Origin of the sequence: Sphingomonas echinoides ATCC 14820 (assembly GCF_000241465.1) — a bacterium.
Taxonomy (GTDB): Bacteria; Pseudomonadota; Alphaproteobacteria; order Sphingomonadales; family Sphingomonadaceae; genus Sphingomonas; species Sphingomonas echinoides.
The window spans coordinates 2,495,854-2,518,210 of record NZ_JH584235.1; the positions used below are offsets into that span (position 1 = coordinate 2,495,854).

General features: G+C 65.9%; 20 protein-coding genes. 6 read left to right on the forward strand and 14 right to left on the reverse strand.

What is annotated here, in order from left to right; all coding sequences use genetic code 11:
• Position 1 precedes the first annotated feature (1 nt).
• The 6 genes from ON00_RS11740 to ON00_RS11765 all read right to left on the reverse strand — a co-directional run bounded on the left by ON00_RS11740 (position 2) and on the right by ON00_RS11765 (position 5,636).
• Positions 2-1,132 (reverse strand): NAD(P)/FAD-dependent oxidoreductase, encoded by a 1,131-nt coding sequence (locus ON00_RS11740; protein WP_010405976.1) that lies wholly within the window; start codon positions 1,130-1,132, stop codon positions 2-4.
• Positions 1,111-1,797: a methyltransferase domain-containing protein gene (locus ON00_RS11745; protein ID WP_010405977.1), complete on the reverse strand. Its 687-nt coding sequence runs from the start codon at positions 1,795-1,797 to the stop codon at positions 1,111-1,113. The genes ON00_RS11740 and ON00_RS11745 overlap by 22 nt, the downstream gene beginning before the upstream one ends.
• A complete protein-coding gene (locus tag ON00_RS11750) occupies positions 1,794-2,867 on the reverse strand; it encodes a type III polyketide synthase (protein ID WP_010405978.1) in 1,074 nt (357 codons plus the stop codon). The genes ON00_RS11745 and ON00_RS11750 overlap by 4 nt, the downstream gene beginning before the upstream one ends.
• Before the next feature lie 197 nt (positions 2,868-3,064).
• Positions 3,065-3,442 (reverse strand): response regulator, encoded by a 378-nt coding sequence (locus ON00_RS11755; protein WP_010405979.1) that lies wholly within the window; start codon positions 3,440-3,442, stop codon positions 3,065-3,067.
• A gap of 71 nt (positions 3,443-3,513) precedes the next feature.
• On the reverse strand, positions 3,514-4,134 hold the full coding sequence (locus tag ON00_RS11760) for a response regulator transcription factor (protein ID WP_010405980.1): 621 nt from the start codon (positions 4,132-4,134) through the stop codon (positions 3,514-3,516).
• Positions 4,131-5,636 carry a PAS domain-containing sensor histidine kinase gene (locus tag ON00_RS11765; protein ID WP_010405981.1) on the reverse strand — a complete coding sequence of 502 codons (1,506 nt, stop codon included), beginning with the start codon at positions 5,634-5,636 and terminating at the stop codon, positions 4,131-4,133. The genes ON00_RS11760 and ON00_RS11765 overlap by 4 nt, the downstream gene beginning before the upstream one ends.
• A 132-nt stretch (positions 5,637-5,768) precedes the next feature.
• Between ON00_RS11765 and ON00_RS11770 the strand changes: the two genes are divergently transcribed.
• A complete protein-coding gene (locus ON00_RS11770) occupies positions 5,769-6,425 on the forward strand; it encodes an OmpW/AlkL family protein (RefSeq protein ID WP_010405982.1) in 657 nt (218 codons plus the stop codon).
• A gap of 53 nt (positions 6,426-6,478) precedes the next feature.
• Here the strand turns inward: ON00_RS11770 and ON00_RS11775 are convergent, their stop codons facing one another.
• From ON00_RS11775 to ON00_RS11795, 5 genes are all read right to left on the reverse strand, one after another.
• Positions 6,479-7,282, reverse strand: coding sequence for a universal stress protein (locus tag ON00_RS11775; protein ID WP_010405984.1), 804 nt, complete (start codon positions 7,280-7,282; stop codon positions 6,479-6,481).
• 77 nt (positions 7,283-7,359) lie between these two features.
• A complete protein-coding gene (gene hemN / locus ON00_RS11780) occupies positions 7,360-8,697 on the reverse strand; it encodes an oxygen-independent coproporphyrinogen III oxidase (protein WP_010405985.1) in 1,338 nt (445 codons plus the stop codon).
• Between the two features lie 291 nt (positions 8,698-8,988).
• Positions 8,989-9,093 carry a cytochrome bd-I oxidase subunit CydX gene (gene cydX, locus ON00_RS20230; protein WP_010405986.1) on the reverse strand — a complete coding sequence of 35 codons (105 nt, stop codon included), beginning with the start codon at positions 9,091-9,093 and terminating at the stop codon, positions 8,989-8,991.
• A gap of 17 nt (positions 9,094-9,110) precedes the next feature.
• Positions 9,111-10,256, reverse strand: coding sequence for a cytochrome d ubiquinol oxidase subunit II (gene cydB / locus ON00_RS11790; protein ID WP_010405987.1), 1,146 nt, complete (start codon positions 10,254-10,256; stop codon positions 9,111-9,113).
• A gap of 11 nt (positions 10,257-10,267) precedes the next feature.
• The gene (locus tag ON00_RS11795) at positions 10,268-11,839 is read right to left on the reverse strand and encodes a cytochrome ubiquinol oxidase subunit I (protein ID WP_010405988.1); all 1,572 of its coding nucleotides are present in this window, start codon (positions 11,837-11,839) and stop codon (positions 10,268-10,270) included.
• A gap of 136 nt (positions 11,840-11,975) precedes the next feature.
• Between ON00_RS11795 and cydD the strand changes: the two genes are divergently transcribed.
• The 3 genes from cydD to ON00_RS11810 are packed head-to-tail and all read left to right on the forward strand — an operon-like array spanning position 11,976 to position 16,203.
• On the forward strand, positions 11,976-13,640 hold the full coding sequence (gene cydD, locus ON00_RS11800; protein WP_010405989.1) for a thiol reductant ABC exporter subunit CydD: 1,665 nt from the start codon (positions 11,976-11,978) through the stop codon (positions 13,638-13,640).
• The gene (locus ON00_RS11805) at positions 13,637-15,253 is read left to right on the forward strand and encodes an ATP-binding cassette domain-containing protein (protein WP_010405990.1); all 1,617 of its coding nucleotides are present in this window, start codon (positions 13,637-13,639) and stop codon (positions 15,251-15,253) included. The genes cydD and ON00_RS11805 overlap by 4 nt, the downstream gene beginning before the upstream one ends.
• Before the next feature lie 47 nt (positions 15,254-15,300).
• Positions 15,301-16,203, forward strand: coding sequence for a formylglycine-generating enzyme family protein (locus tag ON00_RS11810; protein WP_010405991.1), 903 nt, complete (start codon positions 15,301-15,303; stop codon positions 16,201-16,203).
• A 21-nt stretch (positions 16,204-16,224) separates the two neighbouring features.
• Here ON00_RS11810 and ON00_RS11815 read toward each other — a convergent pair whose 3' ends face one another.
• A complete protein-coding gene (locus ON00_RS11815) occupies positions 16,225-16,842 on the reverse strand; it encodes a TetR/AcrR family transcriptional regulator (protein ID WP_050810915.1) in 618 nt (205 codons plus the stop codon).
• 129 nt (positions 16,843-16,971) lie between these two features.
• Between ON00_RS11815 and ON00_RS11820 the strand changes: the two genes are divergently transcribed.
• Both ON00_RS11820 and ON00_RS11825 read left to right on the forward strand, forming a co-directional pair.
• Positions 16,972-18,054, forward strand: a complete 1,083-nt coding sequence (locus tag ON00_RS11820; RefSeq protein WP_010405994.1) for an MBL fold metallo-hydrolase — start codon at positions 16,972-16,974, stop codon at positions 18,052-18,054.
• A complete protein-coding gene (locus tag ON00_RS11825; protein ID WP_010405995.1) occupies positions 18,051-19,835 on the forward strand; it encodes a sulfatase-like hydrolase/transferase in 1,785 nt (594 codons plus the stop codon). The genes ON00_RS11820 and ON00_RS11825 overlap by 4 nt, the downstream gene beginning before the upstream one ends.
• On the opposite strand, the gene ON00_RS11830 is transcribed toward ON00_RS11825, so the two are convergent.
• Complete coding sequence (locus ON00_RS11830; RefSeq protein ID WP_010405996.1) at positions 19,832-21,418, reverse strand: peptide chain release factor 3; 1,587 nt, start codon at positions 21,416-21,418, stop codon at positions 19,832-19,834. The genes ON00_RS11825 and ON00_RS11830 overlap by 4 nt on opposite strands.
• Positions 21,419-21,435: 17 nt before the next feature.
• A complete protein-coding gene (locus ON00_RS11835; protein WP_010405997.1) occupies positions 21,436-22,314 on the reverse strand; it encodes an aldose 1-epimerase family protein in 879 nt (292 codons plus the stop codon).
• Positions 22,315-22,357 lie beyond the last annotated feature (43 nt).

Consider the following 22,357-nt stretch of genomic DNA (forward strand, 5'->3'; position numbering starts at 1 on the left):
GCTAATGATCCTGTGGCGCGGGGGCGCGGTCAAGTCGGGAATGCCCGATCCGCGTGAATGCGGCAATCGTATCGATGATACCAGGGAAGCGCCCGAGCATAGGCAGGAGCGCTGCCGTTAGCGCTGGCCATTCGGCTGCGTTGCGCACCGCTCCGGCCAGCCGGATCGGCCGGGCGATGGCGCTGGCGAAGCGCGTCTGGAAGCGTGGTGCGCCCTCCGGCCCGCCAGTGAGATAGGCATGCCCCGCCCGGATTCCGCTGGAGATGGCGATGCCCATGCCTTCGCCCGCCAGCGACGGGATGACCCCGGCCTGGTCGCCAAGCCGAAACAGACCGGTCACCCCCCGCGTCGCGCGCCAGCCATAGGGCACGTTGGCGATCGCATCGATCGGCAAGCTATCGCTGCGATAGGCGAGGCGCTCGCCCAACCGGGGATGGTCGCGCGCCAGCTGGTCAAGCAAGGCGGCGGGCGAGCCTGCTTCCAGCATCGCCGAGCGATGCACCGCCAGGCAGACATTGGCGCTGCCGTCTTCCTGCCGGACGATCCCGACATAGCCGCGATCGAACAGGTGCAGTTCGATCGCATCGCCGATCCGTCGATCGAGGCCGGACGTCGGTGCAAGGCGAATGCGGAGCCCCAGGACCGGGTCGCGCCCGCGCGCTTCGGCCGGGCGGGCGTTGCCGCGCACGTCGTGCTTGCCGCTGGCGAGGAACAGCGCATCGCCGGCCAGGTCGGTACCATCGTCAAGCCGCGCGGTGAGGCCCTCGAGCGCGCGCACCGTTACACCGCGCTCCACCGCCGCACCCGCGTCGATCGCACGCTGCAGCAGCACGGTATCAAGCAAGCGCCGCGAGACGCCGTGCGCCGCGCGGCGCAGCGGCGTTTCCACCACGGTGTCGCCCGCGATCAACCGCACCGTGGTGATCCGCGCCGGGCCGAGTGCGGCCGGGGCTACGCCGAGCGCTTGCAAGGATTCCAGCGTGCGCCAGCTCAGAAAGCCGCCGCAAATCGCGTCGCCCGTCTCGCGGCTGCGCTCGACCAACAGATGCGGCGCGCGCGCGCGTGCCAGCACGATCGCAGCGCTCGCCCCCGCAGGGCCGCCGCCGATGATCAGCGCAGGTGTTCGACGCATAACCGAAACGGGAAAGCGCGGTAGACCTTGGCGGTGACGCCCGCCTCCGCCAGAATCGGGGGCCATTCCGCAGGCCGGTAGGAGCGGGCGATCGACAAAGTGCCGTCATGCCGCACGATCGGGTGCCACCGCGCCAACCGCGCCAGGATCGGAAATCCGAAATGCGCAAAGCCGTGGCGATGGAGGTCGTTGATCAGCCATCCCACCGCGCTTTCGCGCTCCATGAAGCGCAGGAACGCGATCAGTTGATCGTGCGTCATATGATGCGCGACCAGGCTGGAGATGACAAAGTCCCAGTCTTCGCCGGCCAGATCGGCATAATCGCCGGTGCTATAGCGAATCGGCAGCTCGGTCGGCGGATGCGCGGTCGCGGCGAGCGCGCTGCGCGGATTGAGATCGACGCCGACCAGTTCGGCAGCAATGCCGCGCCGCGCCGCCCAATGCGCGATTCGCCGCAACATATCGCCATCGCCAAAGCCGACATCGAGCAGCTTGAAGCTGCGCCGCCCAACCGTCGCGCGGCGCAGGAAATCCAGCGTCGGGCGCGCCGCCATCGTCACCACGTTGACCTTGGCGAGATCGCCGACCACCGCCGCATAGGTTTCGGGCGAGAGGTCGTCGGCGTCCATCAGCTCCTCGGCGATGGCGCGTTCGCGCAGGCTCATGCGACGCTCCGAAAGCCGAAACCCTCGGCCGCCAATCCCGGGCCGAAAGCCAGCGCGACCCCGTTGGTCACCGGCGGCCCGTCGAGCATCCGCGCCAGCACGAACATCAAGGTGGCGGAGGACATATTGCCATACTCCGACAGCACCGCGCGAGACGCGTCCAGCGCATCCGCTGGTAGACCCAGGCTGTGTTCGACCGCGTCGAGAATCGACCGGCCGCCGGCATGGACCGCCCATCCATCGATCTCCAGCCGCGGGCGTCCGCCGGTCGCGGCGGCGGCGAAGACGGGGTCGCTTAGGCCTGCGGCGATGCGCGCAGGGACTTCGCCCGACAAATGCATGGCAAAACCCTGATCGGTGATATCCCAGCGGATCAACGCGGCCGAATCGGGCAGCGTGGTCGCAAAGGGGTGGTCGAGCGCAAATCCGGCGGGCTCGGCGGTGACGAGCGCGGCTGCGGCACCATCGCCGAATTGCAGCATGGCGAGCAGCGGCTCGAGCGCGGGATTGTCCTGTAGATGCAGCGTCGACAATTCGACACACACCACCAGCACCCGCGCATCTGCATCAGATCGCACGATATGGCGCGCGCTGCGGAGCGCGGCGACCGCCGCATAGCACCCCATAAAACCGACCAGCAGCCGTTCGACCGAAGGGGCCAGGCCGATCCGCGCCGCGATGATCTGATCGATGCCCGGCGCGATGAAGCCGGTACAACTCGCCACGACCAGATGCGTAATACCCTCCAGCGCGACTTGCGCGCGCAGCGCCTCGATCGCGGCGATGCTCAGCTCGGGGGCGGCCTGCGCATAGAGCCGCATCCGCTCCGCCGTGCCGGGCAGGACCGACTTGGCATAAAAACCATCCGGGTCGACCGGGGATCCGCCCTGCGCACCCAAGGGCAGGACCGACCAGCGATGCGCAATCGCGGCGCGCCCAGCCATCCGGTCGAAGATGCGCACCGCCCGGCCGTCGGGCAAGCGCGCGCGCGCCCATTCGATGAACGCCGCATGGATATCCTGCGCCGGAACGGCGGTGCCGATCGCGGCAATGTGGGCAGTGCTGGACAAATGGGACCTTTGCGGCGGCGGGCGGGAGCGTCCGGCCCGGGAACAACGCTACGACGGCTGTTCCGATCCGGGAAGACACCCACGTTACGCATTCTCAACCTTCCCTACGTTTGAGCACCGCATTCGGATGCGCCGCCGCACAGGATTTTGGCTGGGGAAGGGGCGCTCTACCGAGCTTTGATCGCAAAGGAGGTCGGTTACGCCAGCGCGGCGATCAACTCATGCTGGCGGATTGGCTTATCGAGCACCGCGTGAAATCCGTTCATGCTGGCGACCGCGCGCAGCGTCGGGTCTGGATAGGCCGTGATCAGAATCGATCGGCCATGCCAATCGCGGCGCAGCATGGATCGCAGCACGCCGATGCCGTCGCCATCGGGCAGCCGATAGTCGGTGACCAGCCATTTCGCCGTCGAGACGTCGGTTTCTTCGAGCAGAGCGCCCGCGCTTGCATAAGAGCGTACGTCGAAACCGCGCCAGTGCAGCAGCAGATGCAGCGAACGCCGCACGCCTTCATCATCCTCTACCAGCAGCAGTTGCGGACGCGGCCCGGTGTCGACCGCGTTGTCTTCGTCCATTGGACCGCTCTCCCATGCCATCAGCGTCTAGGGATGCCGATCGCAGGGACGGCTGTCTTTACGTAGACATCCTAGGCTTGCTCCCCGAGCCCGGCGGCAAAGGCGATGCGCAGCGCATCCGACAGCGCATGGACTTCCAGCTTGGTCATCACATTGGCGCGGTGCACTTCGACCGTGCGCGGCGAAATGCCCAGATCATAGGCAATCGTTTTGTTGGGCAAGCCTTGGGCGAGGCGCTCCAGCACCTCCTGCTCGCGCGGCGTGAGCCGGGCGACCCACAGTTTCGCGGCCTCGCTCGATCGCGCAGCCGCATCGGCATGCGCGAGCCGCGCAAAGGCGCGCTCGATCGCCGACAGCAACACCGCCTTTTCGAACGGCTTTTCGATGAAGTCGACCGCCCCCGTTTTCATCGCCTGCACCGCGATCGAGACATCGGCATGGCCGGTGAGGATGATAACGGGCATGGTGATGCCGCGTGCGACCAATTCCTCCTGCACCGCCAGCCCGTCGATTTCCGGCATGCGCACGTCGAGCAAGACGCACCCCGGCTCAGCGGTCTTGATCTCGCGCAGAAATGCGACGCCAGAGGTGTGCAAGCGGACTGCATAACCTGAGGTTCGCAGCAAGAACCCCGCCGAGCGCCGCACCGAATCATCGTCGTCGACGACATGGATCAAGCGCTGGTCGCTCATGCCGCAAACTCCTCTACTGGAAGGGTGAATCGAAAGACCGTTCCGCCGGTCGGGCGCGGCTCTGCGCGGATGTGCCCGCGGTGCGCCTCCACGATCGTGCGGCAGATCGACAAGCCCAGCCCCATACCGGCGGGCTTGGTTGTCGCAAACGCCTGGAACAAGCGCGCGGCGATGTCCGGGGCGAGCCCCGGCCCCGTGTCGGCAACCGAAATTTCAACCATGGCGGGATCCAGCGCCCGCGTGGCAATCGTGATGTCGCGGACCTCCTGTCCGGCCACCGCGTCGATCGCGTTGCGGATCAGGTTCACCAGAACTTGCTGAATCTGGACACGGTCGACGGTAACCGTCGGAATATCCGGCGTCAGTTCGAAAAAGGCGCGCACGCCGCGCTCGCGTGCCCCGATCAGGGCCAGGCGGCTCGCCTCGTCGATCAAGCGCGGCAGATCCTCGACTCGCCGCTCCACCTCACCACGCGCAACGAAATCGCGCAGGCGACGGACGATCTTGCCGGCGCGCAGCGCCTCGCTGGTCGATTCCTCAATCGCTTCGCGCAGCAGCGCGGTCGCCTCCGCGCTGTCGGCGTCGAGCAATTCGCGACCGGCTTCCAGATAATTGGCGATCGCGGTCAGTGGTTGGTTCAGTTCATGCGCCAAGGTGGAGGCCATCGTCCCCATCGCGCTCAGCCGCGATACGTGAATCAGTTCCGATTGCAGCTCTTTCAACCGCAATTCGGCGTGCTGCTGCTCGGTCAGGTCGTGGATGAAGCCGGTAAAGATGCGATGTCCATCGCTATTCGCCTCGCCGACCGACAGCTTCATCGGAAATTCGGTACCGTCGCGCCGCTGTCCGACGACGATGCGGCCAATGCCGATGATGCGGCGCTCACCCGTTTCGCGATAATGGGCGATATAGCGGTCATGACGCGCGGCATCCGAGGGCGGCATCAGGATATCAACGTTCGCACCCACGACTTCGGCTTCGCTATAGCCGAACAGCCGCTCGGCGGCGCTGCTGAACGACAGGATGACGCCGCGCTCGTCGATGACGATCATCGCATCGGGGACGGTGGCAAGGATCGAGCGCAGGTGCAGTTCGCTGCGCGCCAACGCGGCCGCCGCTGCCTGGCGACCGGTAATGTCATAGATCATCTGCCCGAATCCGCGCAGCGTCCCATTGGCGCTGTGGATCGCGGTGATCGCGACGTCTGCGAAGAATTCGGAGCCGTCCTGGCGCACCCGCCAGGTGTTTTCGCGCAGGCGTCCGCGCGCGCGCACCTTCGCCATGTCGGACTCTGGCTTTGCCGCCGCGCGATCCTGCACACTGTACAGTTTGTCGCCGCGTTCGCCGATCACGGCGTCGGGTCGGTAGCCGAACAGGATTTCGGCCCCCGCATTCCATGACCGGATTCGTCCCTCGGGATCGAGCACGAACATGGCGCGGTCGGTCGCACCCTCGACGAAGAGCGCGAGCGTCTCTGGGTCTACCGTGTCGCCTATCGCCATATCCGTGTCTTTGCCGTCCACGCGTCGCCCGTCCCATCCGTGAATTCACCTAGGCCCCTGTTTTGCGCCGGATCAAATCCGCAGGCGTGCCTTGGTCATACTCAGCCATAGAACTTAAACACGGAGGACCCTATGCGCACATATAGATTTTTGGCGCTCGCAGCTGTTTCGGCGGCGATCGTTGCGTCGCCCGCTTATGCTGAAAAGGGGGATGTCCTGGTGCGCGTGCGCGCCATCGTCGTTGCACCGAATGAACGCAGCAGCGCCGTGACCCCAGCTTTTCCGGGCAGCAAGGTCGGCGTGTCGGATTCGGTGATGCCCGAAATCGACTTCACCTACATGGCGACCAAGCATATCGGTGCCGAGCTGATTCTCGCGACGACCGAACATAAAGCGCAGGGCCGCGGCACCCTGTCGGCCGTTCCGACGCTGGCCAAGACCTGGGTGTTGCCGCCGACGCTGACGCTGCAATATCACTTCCTGCCCGATGCCAAGATCCGTCCCTATGTCGGCGCTGGCATCAACTACACGATCTATTATTCGACCAAGGCGAGTGATGAATTGGTCAAGGCGATCGGGCCGACCAGCGTCCACATGAACGACAGTGTCGGCTACGCCTTGCAGGCCGGCACCGATATCGACATCACCAAGAAAGTGTTCTTGAACCTCGACGTAAAATATATCGGGATGAAGACCACCGCGCGGCTCAACACCGGCGGCGCAATCAACACCGCGCGGATCGACATCGATCCATTGGTGTTCGGCGTGGGCTTGGGCTTCCGTCTCTAAACCGCTCACCAAAAACCCCCGGGCCGCCGCTGCGACCCGGGGGTTTTTGTTGGTCAATGCGCCAGCAGAATCGGTACCGGGCAATCCTCGAGCAGCCGCCGCGTAACCCCGCCAAACAAGGCCTCGGTCAGGCGCGCATGGCCAAACCCGCCCATCACCAGATAGTCGGCGGCCTGATTGCCGATTTCCTTCAGGATCACCGTGCTTGCGCTATTGCCGCCTGCAGACAGCGTGCTGATCACCGGTTTGACGCCATGCCGCGAAAGGTAAGTGGCAGCGTCGCTTGCGGGCAGCGCAACGGAGCCGTCGTCAATCTCGAGCAACGTCACCGATGTGGCGAGCTGCAGCAGCGGGACGGCGGCGCGGAGTGCGGCTTCCGCTTCGGGCGAGCCATCCCATGCCACCACCGCCGTGCCGGTGAGATTGAGGCCGATAGCGCTTTCAGGCACGGCGAGGATGGGCCGGTTGGTGCGGATCAGCAGTTCGCCGGGCAAATTCGCCATGTCATGCGTTGCAAAACTCGGGAGTTTTGCGCTGACCACGATGAGATCGCTAAGCCGCGCTGCCCGCACGACTTGATCGCCGAGATTACCGGCGACATCGATCCAATCCCAGGGCACGTCCTCATGCGCCAGGCGCGGCTCGATCCGTTTGCGGTTGCGGGCTTCGGCCGCGCGCTCGTCCTCCATCAGCAGGGCGGCACCACCCAGCGATACGTAATCGTCCATCACCTCGGGCGCGATCGACACGTCGAGACAGGTGAGATGGCCGCGCAGCCCGCGGGCCAAGTCGAGCGCCACTTGCAGGCGGCCTTCTTGCCCGGAATCATCGTGTACCAGCAGTAGGATGCTTTTCATCGATCGGCTCCTCGGATTGAGAGGGGCCAGGATCGGGCGATCACGATTCCCGAACAATGCGTAGCTTTACGGACCGGTCAAACCGCCTTGCTGAAACGCCCTTCGCGCGCTTGGAGGGCTGTGTCGAACACCGAGGCGATCAGCCGCGCATAGGGGCGGCCCACCGGGTTGATCGTCACGGCGGTTCCCCGCCGCTCGACCAGACCCAGGTCAGCGAACGCGAGCAGGCGGTCAATATCCCCAATCACGGCGTGGCTGCTTTGGCGGTGTTCGGTGGCGACCTCGGCAACATCGACCCGACCGGTGCAGAGCAGCCGCTCGATCAGCGCGCCGCGCATGCGGTCCTCCGGCGTGCGCAGCAAACCGCGCGTCCCCATCAATAATCCGTTGGTGGCACCGACGCGGTAGCTGCCGACATGCTTCTCATTTTGCAGGAAAAACCCGTCAAACTGGCTGATCGCGGATGCGCCAAGGCCAATCAACGTGGTCGCGCGATCATCGGTGAAGCCCTGGAAATTACGGCGTAGCGTGCCCTCGTGCGCGGCGCGGGCAAGCGTATCCTCAGGGCGCGCGAAATGATCGAAACCGATCGATTCAAATCCCGCTTCGACCAGCAGATCATGCGCCAACGCGCTTTGCCAGAAACGCGCCTCGGCATCGGGCAGGAGCGAATCATCGATCCGGCGCTGGCGCGGCAGCAGCTGCGGCATATGCGCATAACCGAACATCGCCACCCGATCGGGCGCTAACAACAAGGCAGCAGCGATCGTTGCCGCAATATCGTCGAGCGTCTGGTCGGGCAGGCCATACATCAAATCGAGATTGAAGCGCGTAATCCCGGCACGGCGGGCATCGGCCATCGCCTGGGCAATCTGACGCCAGGGCTGCAACCGCCCGATCTTGGCCTGAACGTGCGGCGAAAAGGTCTGCGCGCCGATGCTGAGGCGGGAGACTCCGGCTGCGGCATAGCTCTGCGCGGTCTCTTCTGAAAAATGCCGGGGGTCGATTTCGACCGCCCATTCGGCGTCGTCCGCGATCGCAAAATGCCGCCGCAAGGTGGCGCTGAGCGCAAGAAAGGCGCTCGGTGCCATCGCGTTGGGGCTGCCGCCGCCGAAATGCAAAGACCCGACCGGGGCGCGGAGCGTGCGGCCGACGCGCGCGATTTCCTGCTCAAGCGCGGCGAGATAGCTGTCCATCCGCTCGGGACGGCCAAGCGCCCCGGTGTTGCAGCCGCAATACCAGCAGATTTCGTGGCAATAGGGGATGTGCAGATAGAGCGAAACCGGCGTCTCGACAGCCACGCTGGCGAGGGCCGCCCCATGCACATCGGGCAGCGGCGCGAACGCGGCTGCGGTCGGATAGCTGGTGTAGCGCGGGACCGTGCGCGCGGCCAGATCGGGAAAATAGCGGTGCATGGTGGCGGCAGCGTGCATCGGCAATGCCCTTCAGGATTTGACGGCAATCAAGGAAAGCGCAGCTTCCGCGCTGTAGATCGTGCGTTGGGTCATTAAGAACGGGAGAGCGCGATGCTGTCGGACACCTGGTTTCTCGCCCTGGTGGTTGGAGCGACCGCCTGTTTCATGGCGGTCATGCTGTTCGCTTCGGTCAGCGATCGCGATCCCAACCCGCCCGGCACCGAATAACCTCATCGACGCCAGCCTCCCCCTGGCCGCTGCGGCATCCCTGCCGCAGCGGCCTTTTTTTGCTCAGGCGTCGCCATCATCGGGCAAGTGGAATTCATGCCACAAGCCATTGAGGATGCCGAAGCCGACAGCGAGGCCGAGGCCGAGAACCCAGGTGAAATACCACATCGATTGCGGTCCTTATCTTAGTAGAAATCGTGGCTGGCGGCGATCTCGCGTTCGCTCACCCGACCGAACATCACGCGGTACGCCCAGGCGGTGTAAGCGAGCACGATCGGCAGCAAGACGACCGTCACGATCACCATCAGGAACAGCGTCGATTCACTCGATGAGGCGTTCCACACCGTCAGGCTGGAATGGGCATCGATGCTCGATGGCAGGATGAAGGGGAACATCGACAGCCCGACCGTTGCGATGATGCCGGCGGCCGAAAGCGTCGATCCGGCAAAGGCGGCTGGCTCGCTTTTCCCGCGAATGCCGACCAGCGCCAGCGCCGCGCCGACAAAGCCGAGGACGGGGGCCACCAGCATCCACGGATGCGCCGCGTAATTGCCAAGCCATGCGCCGCCCGATGCGACCGATGTCGAGCGCAGCGGGTTGGACGGGCCACTTGGATCAACCGCAGAGGTCAGTTCGAAGCCCATGCCGCCGCGCGCAACGAACAGACCGCCCAGCGCGAACAGCACGATCGAGGCGATCGCCGCGCCCGTCCCATATACGCGCGCCCGGTCTTGCACCGCGCCGCGCTCGACCTTCATTGCGAGCCATGCGCTGCCATGCAGCACCAGCATCGCCACCGACAACAGGCCACACAGGAGGGTGAAGGGCGTGAACAGGCCGAGCAGGCCGCCTTCATAGCTGGCGCGCATGTCGCTATCGATGCGGAATGGCGCGCCTTGCAGGACATTGCCGACCGCAACGCCGAACACCAAAGCGGGAACGAAACCGCCCACGAACAACGCCCAGTCCCAACCGGCCCGCCACGCGCGGCCTGGCCGTTTTGAGCGATATTTGAACCCGACCGGGCGCAGGATCAGCGCGGCCAGCACAAGGAACATCGCGAGGTAGAAGCCCGAAAAGCTGATCGCATAGACATAGGGCCAGGCGGCGAAGATCGCGCCGCCGCCGAGGATGAACCACACTTGGTTGCCCTCCCAGGTCGGCGCGATGGTATTGATCGTCATGCGACGCTCGCCATCGGTCCGCGCGACAAAGGGCAGCAAGGCGGCAACGCCCAGATCGAACCCGTCGGTCAGCGCGAAGCCGATCAGCAATATTCCCAGCAGCGCCCACCAGATCAGGCGCAAGGTTTCATAGTCGAATAGATGCATCATCGTGCTCCTCAGGCAGCGCGGGCCAGGGCGGGCGTGTCGGTGGGTTGCGGTGCGGTCTCGAGCGGGTCTTCGACCGGCCCATGCGCGATTGTTGCCAGGATCAGGCGCACTTCGATCACGGCAAGCGTTCCGTATAGCGCGGTAAAGCCGATGATCGTCGTCCACAGCATCGCTGGGGTCAGCGTGGAATTGGCGAGGAAGGTCGGCAGGACACCATCAATCGCCCAGGGCTGGCGGCCGAGTTCGGCGGTCACCCAACCCAGCTCGATCGCAATCCACGGCAGCGGGATGGCCCAGAGCGCGAACCGCTGGAACCAGCGTGCCGTCATGTGCAGACGCAGGCTGGCGAGGAGGAAGGCGGTGGCAAACAGCGCGATCATCAGGAAGCCGATTCCGGCCATGATGCGGAACGTCCAGAACATCACCGGCACGCTTGGCACCACGTCCCACGCGGTCGAGGCGATCAGCGCGGGGCTGGCCTTGCCGGGGTCGGCGATATGCGCCTTCAGCAACAAGGCATAGCCAAGGTTGTTGCGGTGCGCTTCGAACACGGTGCGCGCCGTGCGATCGGTCGGGTTGCGCTTCAGCACGTCGAGCGCGCGATAGGCGATCACCCCGGATTCGATCCGTTCCTGCGCCTTCAGCACCAGCTCGGACATGCCGGTGACTTCCTTGTCGACGCTGCGCGTCGCGATCAGGCCGAGCACCCACGGAACCTTGACGGCATAGCGCGTGGTGCGGGTGCTGGTGTCGGGCAAGCCGAACAGCGTGATCCCTGCGGGGGCCGCTTCGGTGTGCCACTCCGCCTCGATCGCGGCGAGCTTCATCTTCTGGTTGTCGGTCAGCGTGTAGCCGCTCTCGTCACCCAGCACGACCACCGACAGCGACGACGCGAGACCGAACGCGGCGGCGACGACGAAGGAGCGGCGGGCGACCGCAGTCCATTTCCCGCGCAGCAGATAAAAAGACGAAACCCCCAGCACGACGAGCGACGCGACGACATAGCCCGCGCTGACGGTGTGGACGAACTTTGCCTGGGCGACGGGATTGAACAGCACCGCGCCAAAGTCGGTCACTTCCATCCGCATCGTGTCGGGGTTGAAGGCCGAGCCGACCGGATTCTGCATCCAGCCATTGGCGATGAGAATCCACAGTGCCGAAATATTGGTGCCGACCGCGACCATGAAGGTCACCGCCAGATGTCCAAGCCGGGACAGTCGGTCCCAGCCAAAAAACATCAATCCGACGAAGGTCGCCTCAAGGAAAAAGGCCATCAGTCCTTCGATCGCCAGCGGTGCCCCGAAAATGTCGCCGACATAATGCGAGAAATACGACCAGTTGGTGCCGAATTCGAACTCCATGGTCAGGCCGGTGGCGACGCCGAGAACGAAGTTGATCCCGAAGATTTTTCCCCAGAATCGGGTGATTTCGCGCCAGATCGCGCGCCCCGTCATCACATAGATCGCCTCCATGATGACGAGCATGAAGCTCATGCCGAGCGTCAGCGGTACGAACAGGAAATGATACAGTGCGGTTAGCGCGAATTGCAGCCGCGACAGATCGACGACACCTATATCCATGCGTGTATCTCCATCATCGTCGGTCGACGGCGCAGCTTCTCGGCACCGACGGGGGCCTTCAACCGGAATGCGGTTTAGCAGAGTATTGGGATTAGTACGTATTCGAGACGGTACGGTCGGGCGTATAGGCGGCGCTATGGCTGCGACGACCCAAAACGCCCGCGCTGGTGCGCACCCCGTGCGGCGGGGCCGACCGACGGCCCTGGCGGTGGGCAGCGCTGCGCGCGGATCGACCGTGCTTCTCTTGGGCGATGCGGTGGCGGCCATTCTGTTTGCCGCCGGGATTGCAGGAGGCGTTGCCGCCCTGGCGCGGGGCATGCCGGCATGGCCCTGGGCGCTGCTGATGGTGGTGGCAGGATCGGCGCGCGCGGCGGCGCTGTGGGGATCGCTGCGGCTGGGCAGTCGCGCGGCGGCGACCGCCAAATCCGCGCTCCGGCGGACCGCCGCACGGGCCGCGCTGCGGCGCCCGAGCGGGAGCGGATCGGTTGGCGCATTGCTCGGCGCGGTGGTGGATGAGGTCGAGGCGATCGACGGCTATATTGCGCGCTTCCTGCCTGCGCGGCAGGCGGCGGCGCTCGCACCGATGATCGTGCTGGCGGCGATTGCGCTGGCCAGTCCGGTCGCGGCACTGATCCTGCTCGGCACGCTGATCCCCTTCATCGGGGCGATGGTGCTCGCGGGCGGTGCCGCTGCCGATCAGTCGCGGCGACAGTTCGACGCCTTGGCGCGGTTATCGGGCCTGTTCGCCGATCGCGTCCGTGGTTTGCCGGTGATCCTCGCCTTTCAGGGGGAGGCGCGCGAGACCGAGCGCCTGGGCCAGGCCGCGCGCGAGGTCGCAGCGCGGACGATGCGGGTGTTGCGCGTCGCTTTCCTGTCTTCGGCGTCGCTGGAATTTTTCGCGGCGCTGTCGGTGGCGTTGGTCGCGGTCTATGCCGGGTTTGCGTTGCTCGGGCAGTTGCCCTTCCACGCTCCCGAACAGCTCGATCTGGTGCGCGCCTTTTTCGTGCTGGCGCTCGCCCCCGAATTCTATGCGCCGATGCGCCGCCTCGCCGCTGCCTATCATGATCGACAGATGGCCGAGACCGCCAGTGCGCGGCTGGCCGCGCTCGATGCGGCGGGCACGCCGCCCGTCGGGGAAGGTCTTGCGGTGGTGGCAGCCCCGGCGATCGTGTTCGACCACGTCACCATTCGCTACCCCGGGGAGGACCGCGATGCGGTCGGCGATGTGTTGATCGAGGTTCGGCCGGGCGAGATCATCGCGCTGGTCGGTCCGTCGGGCAGCGGCAAAAGCAGCGTGCTGCACCTGTTGCTGGGGCTCGTCCCGGCGCAGGAGGGGCGGGTTACGGTCAATGGCGCGCCGCTGAAGGAGATTGGCAGCGTCGCTCCGTTCGCCGCCTGGGCAGGGCAGGCTCCGGTGCTGCTCGCCGGTTCGATTGCCGACAATATCCGGCTTGGCCGCGCGGATGCGGCACCCGCCGAGGTCGCGGCGGTCGCCGCGGCGGTTGGGCTGGAGGGTGCCCTGACGCGGCGCGTCGGCGGGCTTGAGGAGCGGCTCGATCATCGCGGTGGCGGTTTGTCGGGTGGCGAGCGTCGCCGCGTCGCCTTGGCGCGGGCGCTTTTGAAGGACGCGCCGCTGCTGTTGCTGGACGAACCGACCGCGCATCTCGACGCTGCGGCGGAGGCTGCGTTGATCGCGGTGATTGCGCGCGCTTGTGTCGGACGGACCGTTATCATCGCCACGCATAGCACCGCGCTGGCCGCGATTGCCGATCGCGTCGTCGATCTCGGGGCGGCGGCATGAGCGACGCCCTTGCACGCGTACTGGCGGCGCGCCCCCGCAGCGAAAAGCAACAGGTCCGCCGCGCCGCGCTCTATGCCGCTCTGGTGGCGGTTGCCTCGGTCGCCTTGCTCGCTTTGTCGGGCTGGTTCCTGACGGCGGCGGCGCTCGCCGCCGGGGCGGGGACGGCCCTGGCATTCAATTACATGCTGCCGAGCGCCGCGATTCGCTTGTTCGCGATTGTGCGGACCGGTGCGCGCTATGGCGAACGCCTCGCCAGCCATGATGCGGCGCTGTCGGCAATTGCGCGGGTGCGCCCGGCTTTGTTCGCGGCACTCGCCGCGACGCCGGTTGCGCGGGCGCTGAGCCTGTCGACCGGCGCAGCGTCCACGCGATTGGTGCAGGATGCGGGCGCAGTGGAGACCGCGCTGGTGCTGCGATCGGGCACGGTCGGGGGTGCCGCCGCGATTCTCTCGGGGCTAGCGTTGGTCGCGCTTGCGGGTCCGCTTGCGGTCCTTGGCGTCATGGGGGTCGCGGCGTTGCTGATGGCGGTCAGCTGGGCTTTGTCGCGTCAGCTCGAAGACAGCGGGCGCGCGGTACTGCGCGAAGCGGAATGGCTGAAGGCCCAGACCGCAGCTCTGGTCGAGGGTTCTGCCGAGCTGCGCTGCTATGCGCTGGAAGATTGGGCAGTGGCGCGCATTGTCGATGGCGGCACGGCCCTCGCCGCGGCACAACAGCGCGACAGCGATGTGCGGGCGGCGATCGAGGTGGCATCGCCGGTTGCCATCGGCGTTGGGGCCGCATTGGCGTTGGTGTTGGCGGCCCCACACGGGGCGGCGATTGCCGCTTTGGCCGCGCTGGCGGCGGCAATGGCGCTGGATGGATTGGCCCCCGCGATCCGGCACGTCACGCAAGCGCACGCCGCGCGCGCCGCTTATGCACGGCTGGGCGCGTTGCTGGATGAAGCCCCTCCGGCCACCCTGCCAGCGGTCTCGCTCGAGCCGGATCTGGTCCTGTACGGTCGGGCGATTGCGCCACCAGCGCGGATTGCGCTGCGCGGGGTATCGGGTAGCGGCAAGACCAGCTTGGTCGAACGTCTGGTGGGCTTGCGCCCCGCGATTGCGGGCGAAGTGTCGCTTGGCGGGGTCGATATCGCTTTGCTGCCCGCGAGCACGTTGCGCGCGGCGTTCGCATGGTTACCGCAGGATGCCGCCTTATTGGCAGGCACCGTGCGCGACATCCTGGTGTTGGGCCGGGCCGACGCCCCCGAAGCCGCGGTGTGGGAGGCGCTGGAGGACGCCGCCTTCGCCGATCGTGTGCGGGCCATGCCGCACGGGCTCGATAGCTGGATCGGCGACAACGGCGCGAGTCTGTCGGGCGGGGAGCGGCGGCGGCTGGCGCTGGCGCGGGCCTATTTGAAGCCAGCGCCGTGGCTGCTGCTCGACGAGCCGACCGAGGGCCTCGACACCGCGACGGCGCAGACCGTGATCGCCCGGTTGGACGATCGGTTGCGGCGGCACGGGCAGGGGTTGCTGATCGTCAGCCATGCGCCCTTGGCGCTGGTGCTGGATGGGGAAATCACGCCGGCTTCGCCGCCCGCCGCAGCCGACCATCACAGCGTGCTGTTCGTCGCCTGAAATCTCGCTACGGTATCGGTCGCGAGAGGATCGATGACGCGATGAGGATGCGGTGGTTGGCGGTGGTTGCGGTGCTGGTGGGGAGCGCCTGCTCGCAGAATCCGGAAAGGCCGCCGCCCCAACACGCGTGCGCCGCGCTCGCGCCCGGCGCGATGCGCTGGATTCCGGCGGGGCGCTTCGTCCAGGGAGAGGACCCGCATTATCCCGAAGAGGGGCCGCCCCGCACCGTCACCGTGCCGGGCTTCTGGATCGACACACACGAATTGACCAATGCCGAATTCGCCGCCTTCGTGAAGGCGACCGGCTATCGCACGATGGCGGAGCGGAAGCCCCCGGTGCTGCCGGGCGCTCCGCCCGAGATGCGCGTGCCGGGGTCGGCGGTGTTTGCAGCGCCCTCCGGCGATGACCCGCGCTGGTGGCGCTGGGTGGTGGGGGCGCAGTGGCGGCATCCGTCGGGATCGAACGAGTCGATCATCGGCAAGGACACGACCCCCGTCGTCCAGATCGCTTATGAGGATGCCGAGGCCTATGCGCGTTGGGCGGGCAAGGCGCTGCCGAGTGAGGCGCAATGGGAATATGCCGCGCGCGGTGGCCAACCCGCTTTGCCCGAACCGATCGACGCGCACGGCACGCCCACCGCCAATTACTATCAAGGCGTGTTCCCGGCGCGCGATCTTGGCATCGATGGCTATCGCGGCCGCGCGCCGGTCGGCTGTTTCCCCGCCAATGGCTATGGCCTGTACGACATGATCGGCAATGTTTGGGAATGGACCAGCGGGGTCGCCGGCTCTGCAGGCGACCGGCGCGTGATCAAGGGTGGGTCCTATCTCTGCGCCGCCAATTACTGCGCGCGCTATCGCCCGGCGGCGCGGCAATTTCAGGAATTGGGGCTTGGCACCGATCATATCGGGGTACGGCTGGTCGATAATCGCCGCGCGCCACCGCATTAAGCAAAGGCTGCCGCTGGCGCGCTAGTCTTCGATACGCGCGAGGACCGCTTCGATCAGCCGCACCACCACGGCCTGGGCATCGGCAACGGTCAATTCCTGGTCGTGTCGCAACAGGCGCCATGTCTGAAAGCTGAGCGGGACATTGAGCGCATCGACGAGCGTGGTGTCGGCAAGGACGTGCGCCGGCAGCACCGCTTCGAGCGAGCTGCGCTCCAGCCGCAGCATCCGGCGATAATCCTGCATCAGGAATTCCGACTGGAAGCGTTTGATATTGGCGGAGATTCGAAAGGGCAGGATCGCCTCGAAGACGAGCGCGCGGCGCTGGGTGATTTCCAACAGCCGGTCGCGCCAGCGCGCCCCGGTCAAGGGTTTGAGGGCCATCGGCAAGACCTGTGCCTCAATGAGCTGCGACATTTCGCTGTAGAGCGAGTCCATATCGGCAAAGTGCCGGAAAACCGATCGCAAGCCGACTCCGGCGGTTTCGGCAACCCGTGCGGCGCTGGGCGCGATGTCGCCTTTGCCCACAAGATCGAGCATTGCCGCCACAATCTTGGCGCGGCTGCTCTCGCTGCGCGCGCGGCGACCGTCGGATGGAGGATTACTCTTTGGCCCGGAGACCGGCGTTATACTGCGCTTCATATCCACGGTGTGCGCTTATCCCTCTGATCCGCCTTGGTCTATTGTCCTCCTAATGTGGCATTGAATGTGCCATAAACTTGTCGCAGGCTCAACCGCATCGACATATGCCGAGGGAAGATGGCGGGGCGAATGCGTACATACGGAAAATGGGTATCGGCGATCGCCCTTATCGGGCTGGCCGGGGGGATCCTGGTCGGTGTCTTCCAGGCACAAATCGCGACCGCCCTGCTCGTGTGGATCGTCGATGCGCGGGTCGGGCGCGACACGACCGCGACCCTCCCCGATGGCCTGCATGTCGCTTTGTGCGGAACGGGCTCGCCCTTGCCCGATCCCACGCGGGCGGGGCCATGCTCGGTGGTGATCGCGGGGAAGCGCTTGTTCGTGGTCGATATCGGGGAGGGCGGCGCGCGCACGATCGTTGCGATGGGCTTGCCGATCGGGCGGATTGAAGGGGTTTTCCTGACGCATTTCCATTCCGACCACATTGACGGACTTGGGCCGCTGATGTTGCAAAGCTGGATCGCGAGTTCGGCGACGTCTCCCTTGCCCGTGCACGGGCCGACGGGAGTCGAGGCGGTCGTGGCGGGATTCGATGCAGCCTATGCGACGGATTGGGGATATCGCACCGCCCATCACGGCGGCGGCGTGGCCCCCCCCGGCGGGGCGGGCGCGGTCGCGGTTCCGTTTGTGGTTCCCCAGGGTAACGCACGCCAGGTGGTGTACCGACAGGATGGGCTGACGATTACCGCCTTCTGCGTCGATCACGGCCCGGTTCGCCCTGCGGTCGGCTATCGCTTTGATTATAAAGGCCGTTCGGTTGTGTTCAGCGGCGACACCGGGCCAAGCGCATCGCTGGTCGCGGCTGCCAAGGGCGCGGATTTGCTGGTTCATGAGGCGTTGCAGCCGCACCTGGTCGGCTTGCTGACCACTGCGCTTGAGCGGAACCATCGCTACAATCTGGCGCAAGTCACGCGCGACATCCGCAATTATCATACGACCCCCGAGCAGGCTGCCGATGCTGCGAAAGCCGCCGGGGTTAAACGGCTTGTGCTCAACCACATCGTGCCGCCACTGCCCCTGCGCTTCGCCTATCCGGCGTTTCTCGGGGACTCCGCGCACCATTTCACGGGGCCGATCACGGTGGGTGAAGACGGGATGCTGTTCAGCCTGCCCGCCGGCACGGCCACCATCTCGCAAAGCAAGCTCGAGTGACGCGCGCGGTGCAAAAGGGGCTGGCGCTGGCGCTGGCCTTGATGCCGCTTCCAGTCGCGGGGGCTCCGCCTGCGGCGCGCCCGAATATCGTCCTGCTGGTGGCGGACGATTGGGGCTATTCGGATATTGGCAGCTTCGGCAGCGAGATCCACACCCCCAATATCGACGCGCTCGCCGCGCACGGTGTCCGCTTTGCCAATTTCCACGTCGCGGGTTCGTGTGCGCCAACCCGGGCGATGCTGCAGACCGGCATCAGCAACCACCGCGCCGGGCTTGGCAACATGCCCGAGACGATCCCGCCCGAGCATGTCGGCAAGCCGGGTTATGACACCGTGCTCAACCACCGGGTCGTGACGTTGGCGGAGGTGCTGCACCAAGCGGGCTATCGCACCTATCTCACCGGCAAATGGCATTTGGGCAAGGCGAGCGACGGGCTGCCGACCGCGCGTGGCTACGATCACGCCTATTCGCTGGCGGATGCCGGTGCCGACAATTTCGAGCAGAAGCCGATCGCCGGGTTATACGACAAGGCCGACTGGACCGAGGATGGCAAGCCCGCCACCTTGCCCACGCCGTTTTATTCCTCGACCTTCATCGTCGATACGATGCTGCGCTACATCGATGCGGGGCGGGGATCGGGCAAGCCGTTCTTCGCCTCGGTGAACTTCCTGGCCAACCACATTCCGGTGCAAGCGCCCGACGCGTATATCGCGCGTTATGCCCACGCTTATGATGGCGGCTGGCGCGCTTTGCGCGCGGCGCGGCAGGCGCGGGCAATCGCCATGGGGCTGGTTCCACCCGAAATGCGCGCGGCGGTGATGCGCTCGACCGCCGACTGGAACCGGTTGTCGCCCGATCAACGCCGGGCCGCAGCACGCGCGATGGCGGCTTATGGGGGGATGGCAGAGGCGGCCGATCATGAGATCGGGCGTTTGATCGACCATCTGAAGGCGACGGGTGCGTATGACAATACGATCTTCGTGTTCCTGTCGGACAATGGTCCGGAACCGACCGACCCGCGGGGGCGTCTGTTCAACCGGCTGGTACTCGGGCTGCTGCGCGACTTTACGCCCGAGCATCAAGGCGAGCGCGGTACGTTGACCGCGATTGGGCCGAATTGGGCAAGCGCTGCTGCGGCACCGCTTGCCGGATACAAGTTTTCGGCCGGAGAAGGGGGCTTGCGTGTGCCGCTGATCGTGAGTTGGCCCGGCAACCCCGCGATGCGCAGCGGCACGATCGTCGGCGGCTTTACGCATGTTACCGATATTGCGCCCACCTTGCTCGCGCTGGCCGGGGTGCCCGCGCAGACCGGGCACTTTGCCGGGCGGTCGGTCGAGCCGATGGTGGGGTTCAGCTTGGCCGATATGCTGCTCGGCCGACGCACCCATGTGCATGGCGATACGCCGCTTGGCTATGAGCTATCGGGCAATGCTGCGCTGTTCCGCGGGGACTATAAGCTCGTCAAGAACTTGCCGCCGCTCGGCGATGGCCGCTGGCAATTGTTCGACATAACGCATGACCCCGGCGAGACGCACGATCTGTCGACGGAGCAACCCGCGCGCTTCATCGGCATGCGCCGCGATTACGCCGCCTTTGCCCGGCGTGATCAGGTGCTGCCAATGCCCGCTGGCTATACCGCCGACCAGCAGATCAGCGACAATGCCTTTCGATATTGGTTGCCCAGGGTCCTCCCGGCGATGTTGGGAGGAGCAGCGGCGTTGCTCGCGGGCGGCATTGTGCTGTGGCGGCGACGTCGCCGCGCTACGGCCAAGGCGCGTTAGCGCTCGCGCGTCGCGGCGAAGGTGACCTTGGGGTAGCGATCCGCGACATAGCCAACGTCCCAGGCGGTCTTCGCCAGGTAGACGGGGTTGTTGTCGCGATCCTTGGCCATTGACGTGCGATTGAGGTCCATGAACGCCTTGAGGTCAGCCGGATCGGCCGCAGACACCCAGCGTGCGGTGTCATAGGGGGCCATTTCGAGCCCGGCATCGACCTTATATTCCGCCTCGAGCCGCGAGAGCAGCACTTCGAGCTGGAGCTGCCCGACCACGCCGATGATCCAGTTCGAGCCGATTTCGGGATAGAAGACCTGCGTCACGCCCTCCTCGGCCATATCGTCGAGCGCCTTGCGCAACTGCTTGGTCTTGGTCGGGTCCTTCAGCGCGACGCGGCGCAGGATTTCCGGCGCGAAATTGGGGAGCCCCGTAAAGCGCACGTCGGCGCGTTCGGACAGCGTGTCCCCCACCCGCAAGGTGCCGTGGTTGGGGATGCCGATAATGTCGCCCGGAAACGCCTCATCGGCCAGTTCGCGTTCGCGCGCGAAGAACAGGATCGGCGAATGGATCGCGATCGGCTTGCCGTGGCCGGTCGGCGTCAGCTTCATGCCGCGCTTGAAGGTGCCCGAGCACAGCCGCATGAAGGCGATGCGGTCGCGGTGGTTGGGGTCCATATTCGCCTGGACCTTGAACACGAAGCCGGTGACATCGGCGCGATCGGGCAGCACTTGCGCCGGTTCGGCGGGTTGCGGGCGTGGGCCGGGCGCATGGCGGCCGAGCGCGTCGATCAGTTCGGCAACGCCAAAGTCCTTCAGCGCGGAGCCGAAATAGACCGGGGTCTGGTCGCCCGCGCGATAGGCCTCGACATCGAATTCGCCATAGCCGCCAAGCGCAAGCTCGGCTTCGTCGCGCAAGGTCGCGAGGCCGGGCGCACTCAGCACGCTCTCCAGCGCGGGATCATCGAGCCCGGTGAAACGCCGCGCCTTGCCCATGAATTCGCGGCTCGGCCCCTCGGGCTGGCTCAGCGCATTGGCGTGGAAATCGTAAATGCCCTCGAAATCGCTGCCCATGCCGACTGGCCAGCTCATCGGCGTGACGTCGAGCTGGAGCATTTCCGCGACTTCATCGAGCAATTCGAACGGCGGGCGCCCTTCGCGATCGACCTTGTTGACGAAGGTGATGATCGGCACCGAGCGCAAGCGGCAGACCTCGAACAATTTGCGCGTCTGCGCCTCGATACCGCGCGCGGCGTCGATCACCATCACCGCCGAATCGACCGCGGTCAGCGTGCGATAGGTATCTTCCGAAAAGTCCTCGTGGCCCGGCGTGTCGAGCAGGTTGAAGGTAAGGCCGCCCATGCCTTCGATCTCGCGCTCGAAGGTCATCACCGAAGAGGTGACGGAAATGCCGCGCTGCTGCTCGATCTTCATCCAGTCCGAGCGCGCACGACGATTGGCCCCGCGCGCCTTGACCTCGCCCGCCAAATGGATCGCGCCGCCGAACAGCAACAGCTTTTCGGTCAGCGTGGTCTTGCCCGCGTCGGGGTGGGAAATGATCGCGAAGGTGCGGCGGTCGGAGGTGTGATTCATCGCCGCGCTGTAGCGCCTCAGCCCTCCAACGTCACCTGCATCGCGCAGCCCCAGGTTGTACCGGGGGCGATGGTGCGGATGCCGGGTTTCTCGCAGATGTCGCCGGTGAAGCCTTCCGGGTCGGCAATGCCGTGCCACGGCTCGATGCAGACGAACGCCGCGCCGGGCTTGGTCCAGATGCCGAGCATCGGCGTGTCGGGGAAATCGACGCGGAGCTGCGGGCCGGTTGACGCGCCGTAGCGCACGCTTTGCGAATGGACGGGGTCCCAGATCAGCGCGTCCTGGGTGAACAGCGCATCGTCGAGCGCGAGCGTGCGCCCGTGCAGCGGGGAGGGGCGGCGGCCGCTGGAAATCGCGCTGCCGACGAGTTCGCGCAAAGGGTCGGGCTCGTCCGCGGCGAAGACGATGCGGTGGTCGGCGCGCGGCAGGCCATATGGCAGCGGCCAGGCGAAGGCGGGGTGGAAGCCGAAGCTGGCGGGCAGCGTGCCTTCGCTGCGGTTCTCGATCGCTACCGCGATGGCGAGCGTTGCATCGGTGATCGTGTAAGTGACGCGGAGCGCGAAGGCGAAGGGGTAGACGGCGCGGGTCTCGGCGCTGTCCTCCAGCAGGAACACCGCGCGCGTATCGGTCTGTTCGGCGAGGGTGAACAGGCTGCGGCGGGCGAAGCCGTGCTGTTTCATCGGATAGTCCGCGCCGTTAACGCGCAGCACGTCGCCGTTGAGGCGCCCGACGATCGGGAAGAGCAAGGGCGCGTGGCCGGTCCAGAAAGCGGGATCGGCGTCGGTCATCAGCTCGCGGCCATCGGCATCGCGCAGGTGGGTCAGCTCCGCACCGAACGGGTTGATCGCAGCGGAAAGCTGCGGGGTGGCGATGGTGATTAGGTTGGGTTGGGGCATAGCGTCGATCCTCCAATAAAAACCACGACCACCCCGGCGAAGG

Excerpts from the sequence above, each read along its gene's own strand:
- ON00_RS11740 (WP_010405976.1), bottom strand. The coding sequence starts at position 1,132 with ATGCGTCGAACACCTGCGCTGATCATCGGCGGCGGCCCTGCGGGGGCG.
- ON00_RS11745 (WP_010405977.1), bottom strand. The coding sequence starts at position 1,797 with ATGAGCCTGCGCGAACGCGCCATCGCCGAGGAGCTGATGGACGCCGAC.
- ON00_RS11755 (WP_010405979.1), bottom strand. The coding sequence starts at position 3,442 with ATGGACGAAGACAACGCGGTCGACACCGGGCCGCGTCCGCAACTGCTG.
- ON00_RS11760 (WP_010405980.1), bottom strand. The coding sequence starts at position 4,134 with ATGAGCGACCAGCGCTTGATCCATGTCGTCGACGACGATGATTCGGTG.
- ON00_RS11765 (WP_010405981.1), bottom strand. The coding sequence starts at position 5,636 with ATGGCGATAGGCGACACGGTAGACCCAGAGACGCTCGCGCTCTTCGTC.
- ON00_RS11770 (WP_010405982.1), top strand. The coding sequence starts at position 5,769 with ATGCGCACATATAGATTTTTGGCGCTCGCAGCTGTTTCGGCGGCGATC.
- ON00_RS11775 (WP_010405984.1), bottom strand. The coding sequence starts at position 7,282 with ATGAAAAGCATCCTACTGCTGGTACACGATGATTCCGGGCAAGAAGGC.
- hemN (WP_010405985.1), bottom strand. The coding sequence starts at position 8,697 with ATGCACCGCTATTTTCCCGATCTGGCCGCGCGCACGGTCCCGCGCTAC.
- cydX (WP_010405986.1), bottom strand. The coding sequence starts at position 9,093 with ATGTGGTATTTCACCTGGGTTCTCGGCCTCGGCCTCGCTGTCGGCTTC.
- cydB (WP_010405987.1), bottom strand. The coding sequence starts at position 10,256 with ATGCATCTATTCGACTATGAAACCTTGCGCCTGATCTGGTGGGCGCTG.
- ON00_RS11795 (WP_010405988.1), bottom strand. The coding sequence starts at position 11,839 with ATGGATATAGGTGTCGTCGATCTGTCGCGGCTGCAATTCGCGCTAACC.
- cydD (WP_010405989.1), top strand. The coding sequence starts at position 11,976 with ATGGCTGCGACGACCCAAAACGCCCGCGCTGGTGCGCACCCCGTGCGG.
- ON00_RS11805 (WP_010405990.1), top strand. The coding sequence starts at position 13,637 with ATGAGCGACGCCCTTGCACGCGTACTGGCGGCGCGCCCCCGCAGCGAA.
- ON00_RS11810 (WP_010405991.1), top strand. The coding sequence starts at position 15,301 with ATGCGGTGGTTGGCGGTGGTTGCGGTGCTGGTGGGGAGCGCCTGCTCG.
- ON00_RS11815 (WP_050810915.1), bottom strand. The coding sequence starts at position 16,842 with ATGAAGCGCAGTATAACGCCGGTCTCCGGGCCAAAGAGTAATCCTCCA.
- ON00_RS11820 (WP_010405994.1), top strand. The coding sequence starts at position 16,972 with ATGCGTACATACGGAAAATGGGTATCGGCGATCGCCCTTATCGGGCTG.
- ON00_RS11830 (WP_010405996.1), bottom strand. The coding sequence starts at position 21,418 with ATGAATCACACCTCCGACCGCCGCACCTTCGCGATCATTTCCCACCCC.
- ON00_RS11835 (WP_010405997.1), bottom strand. The coding sequence starts at position 22,314 with ATGCCCCAACCCAACCTAATCACCATCGCCACCCCGCAGCTTTCCGCT.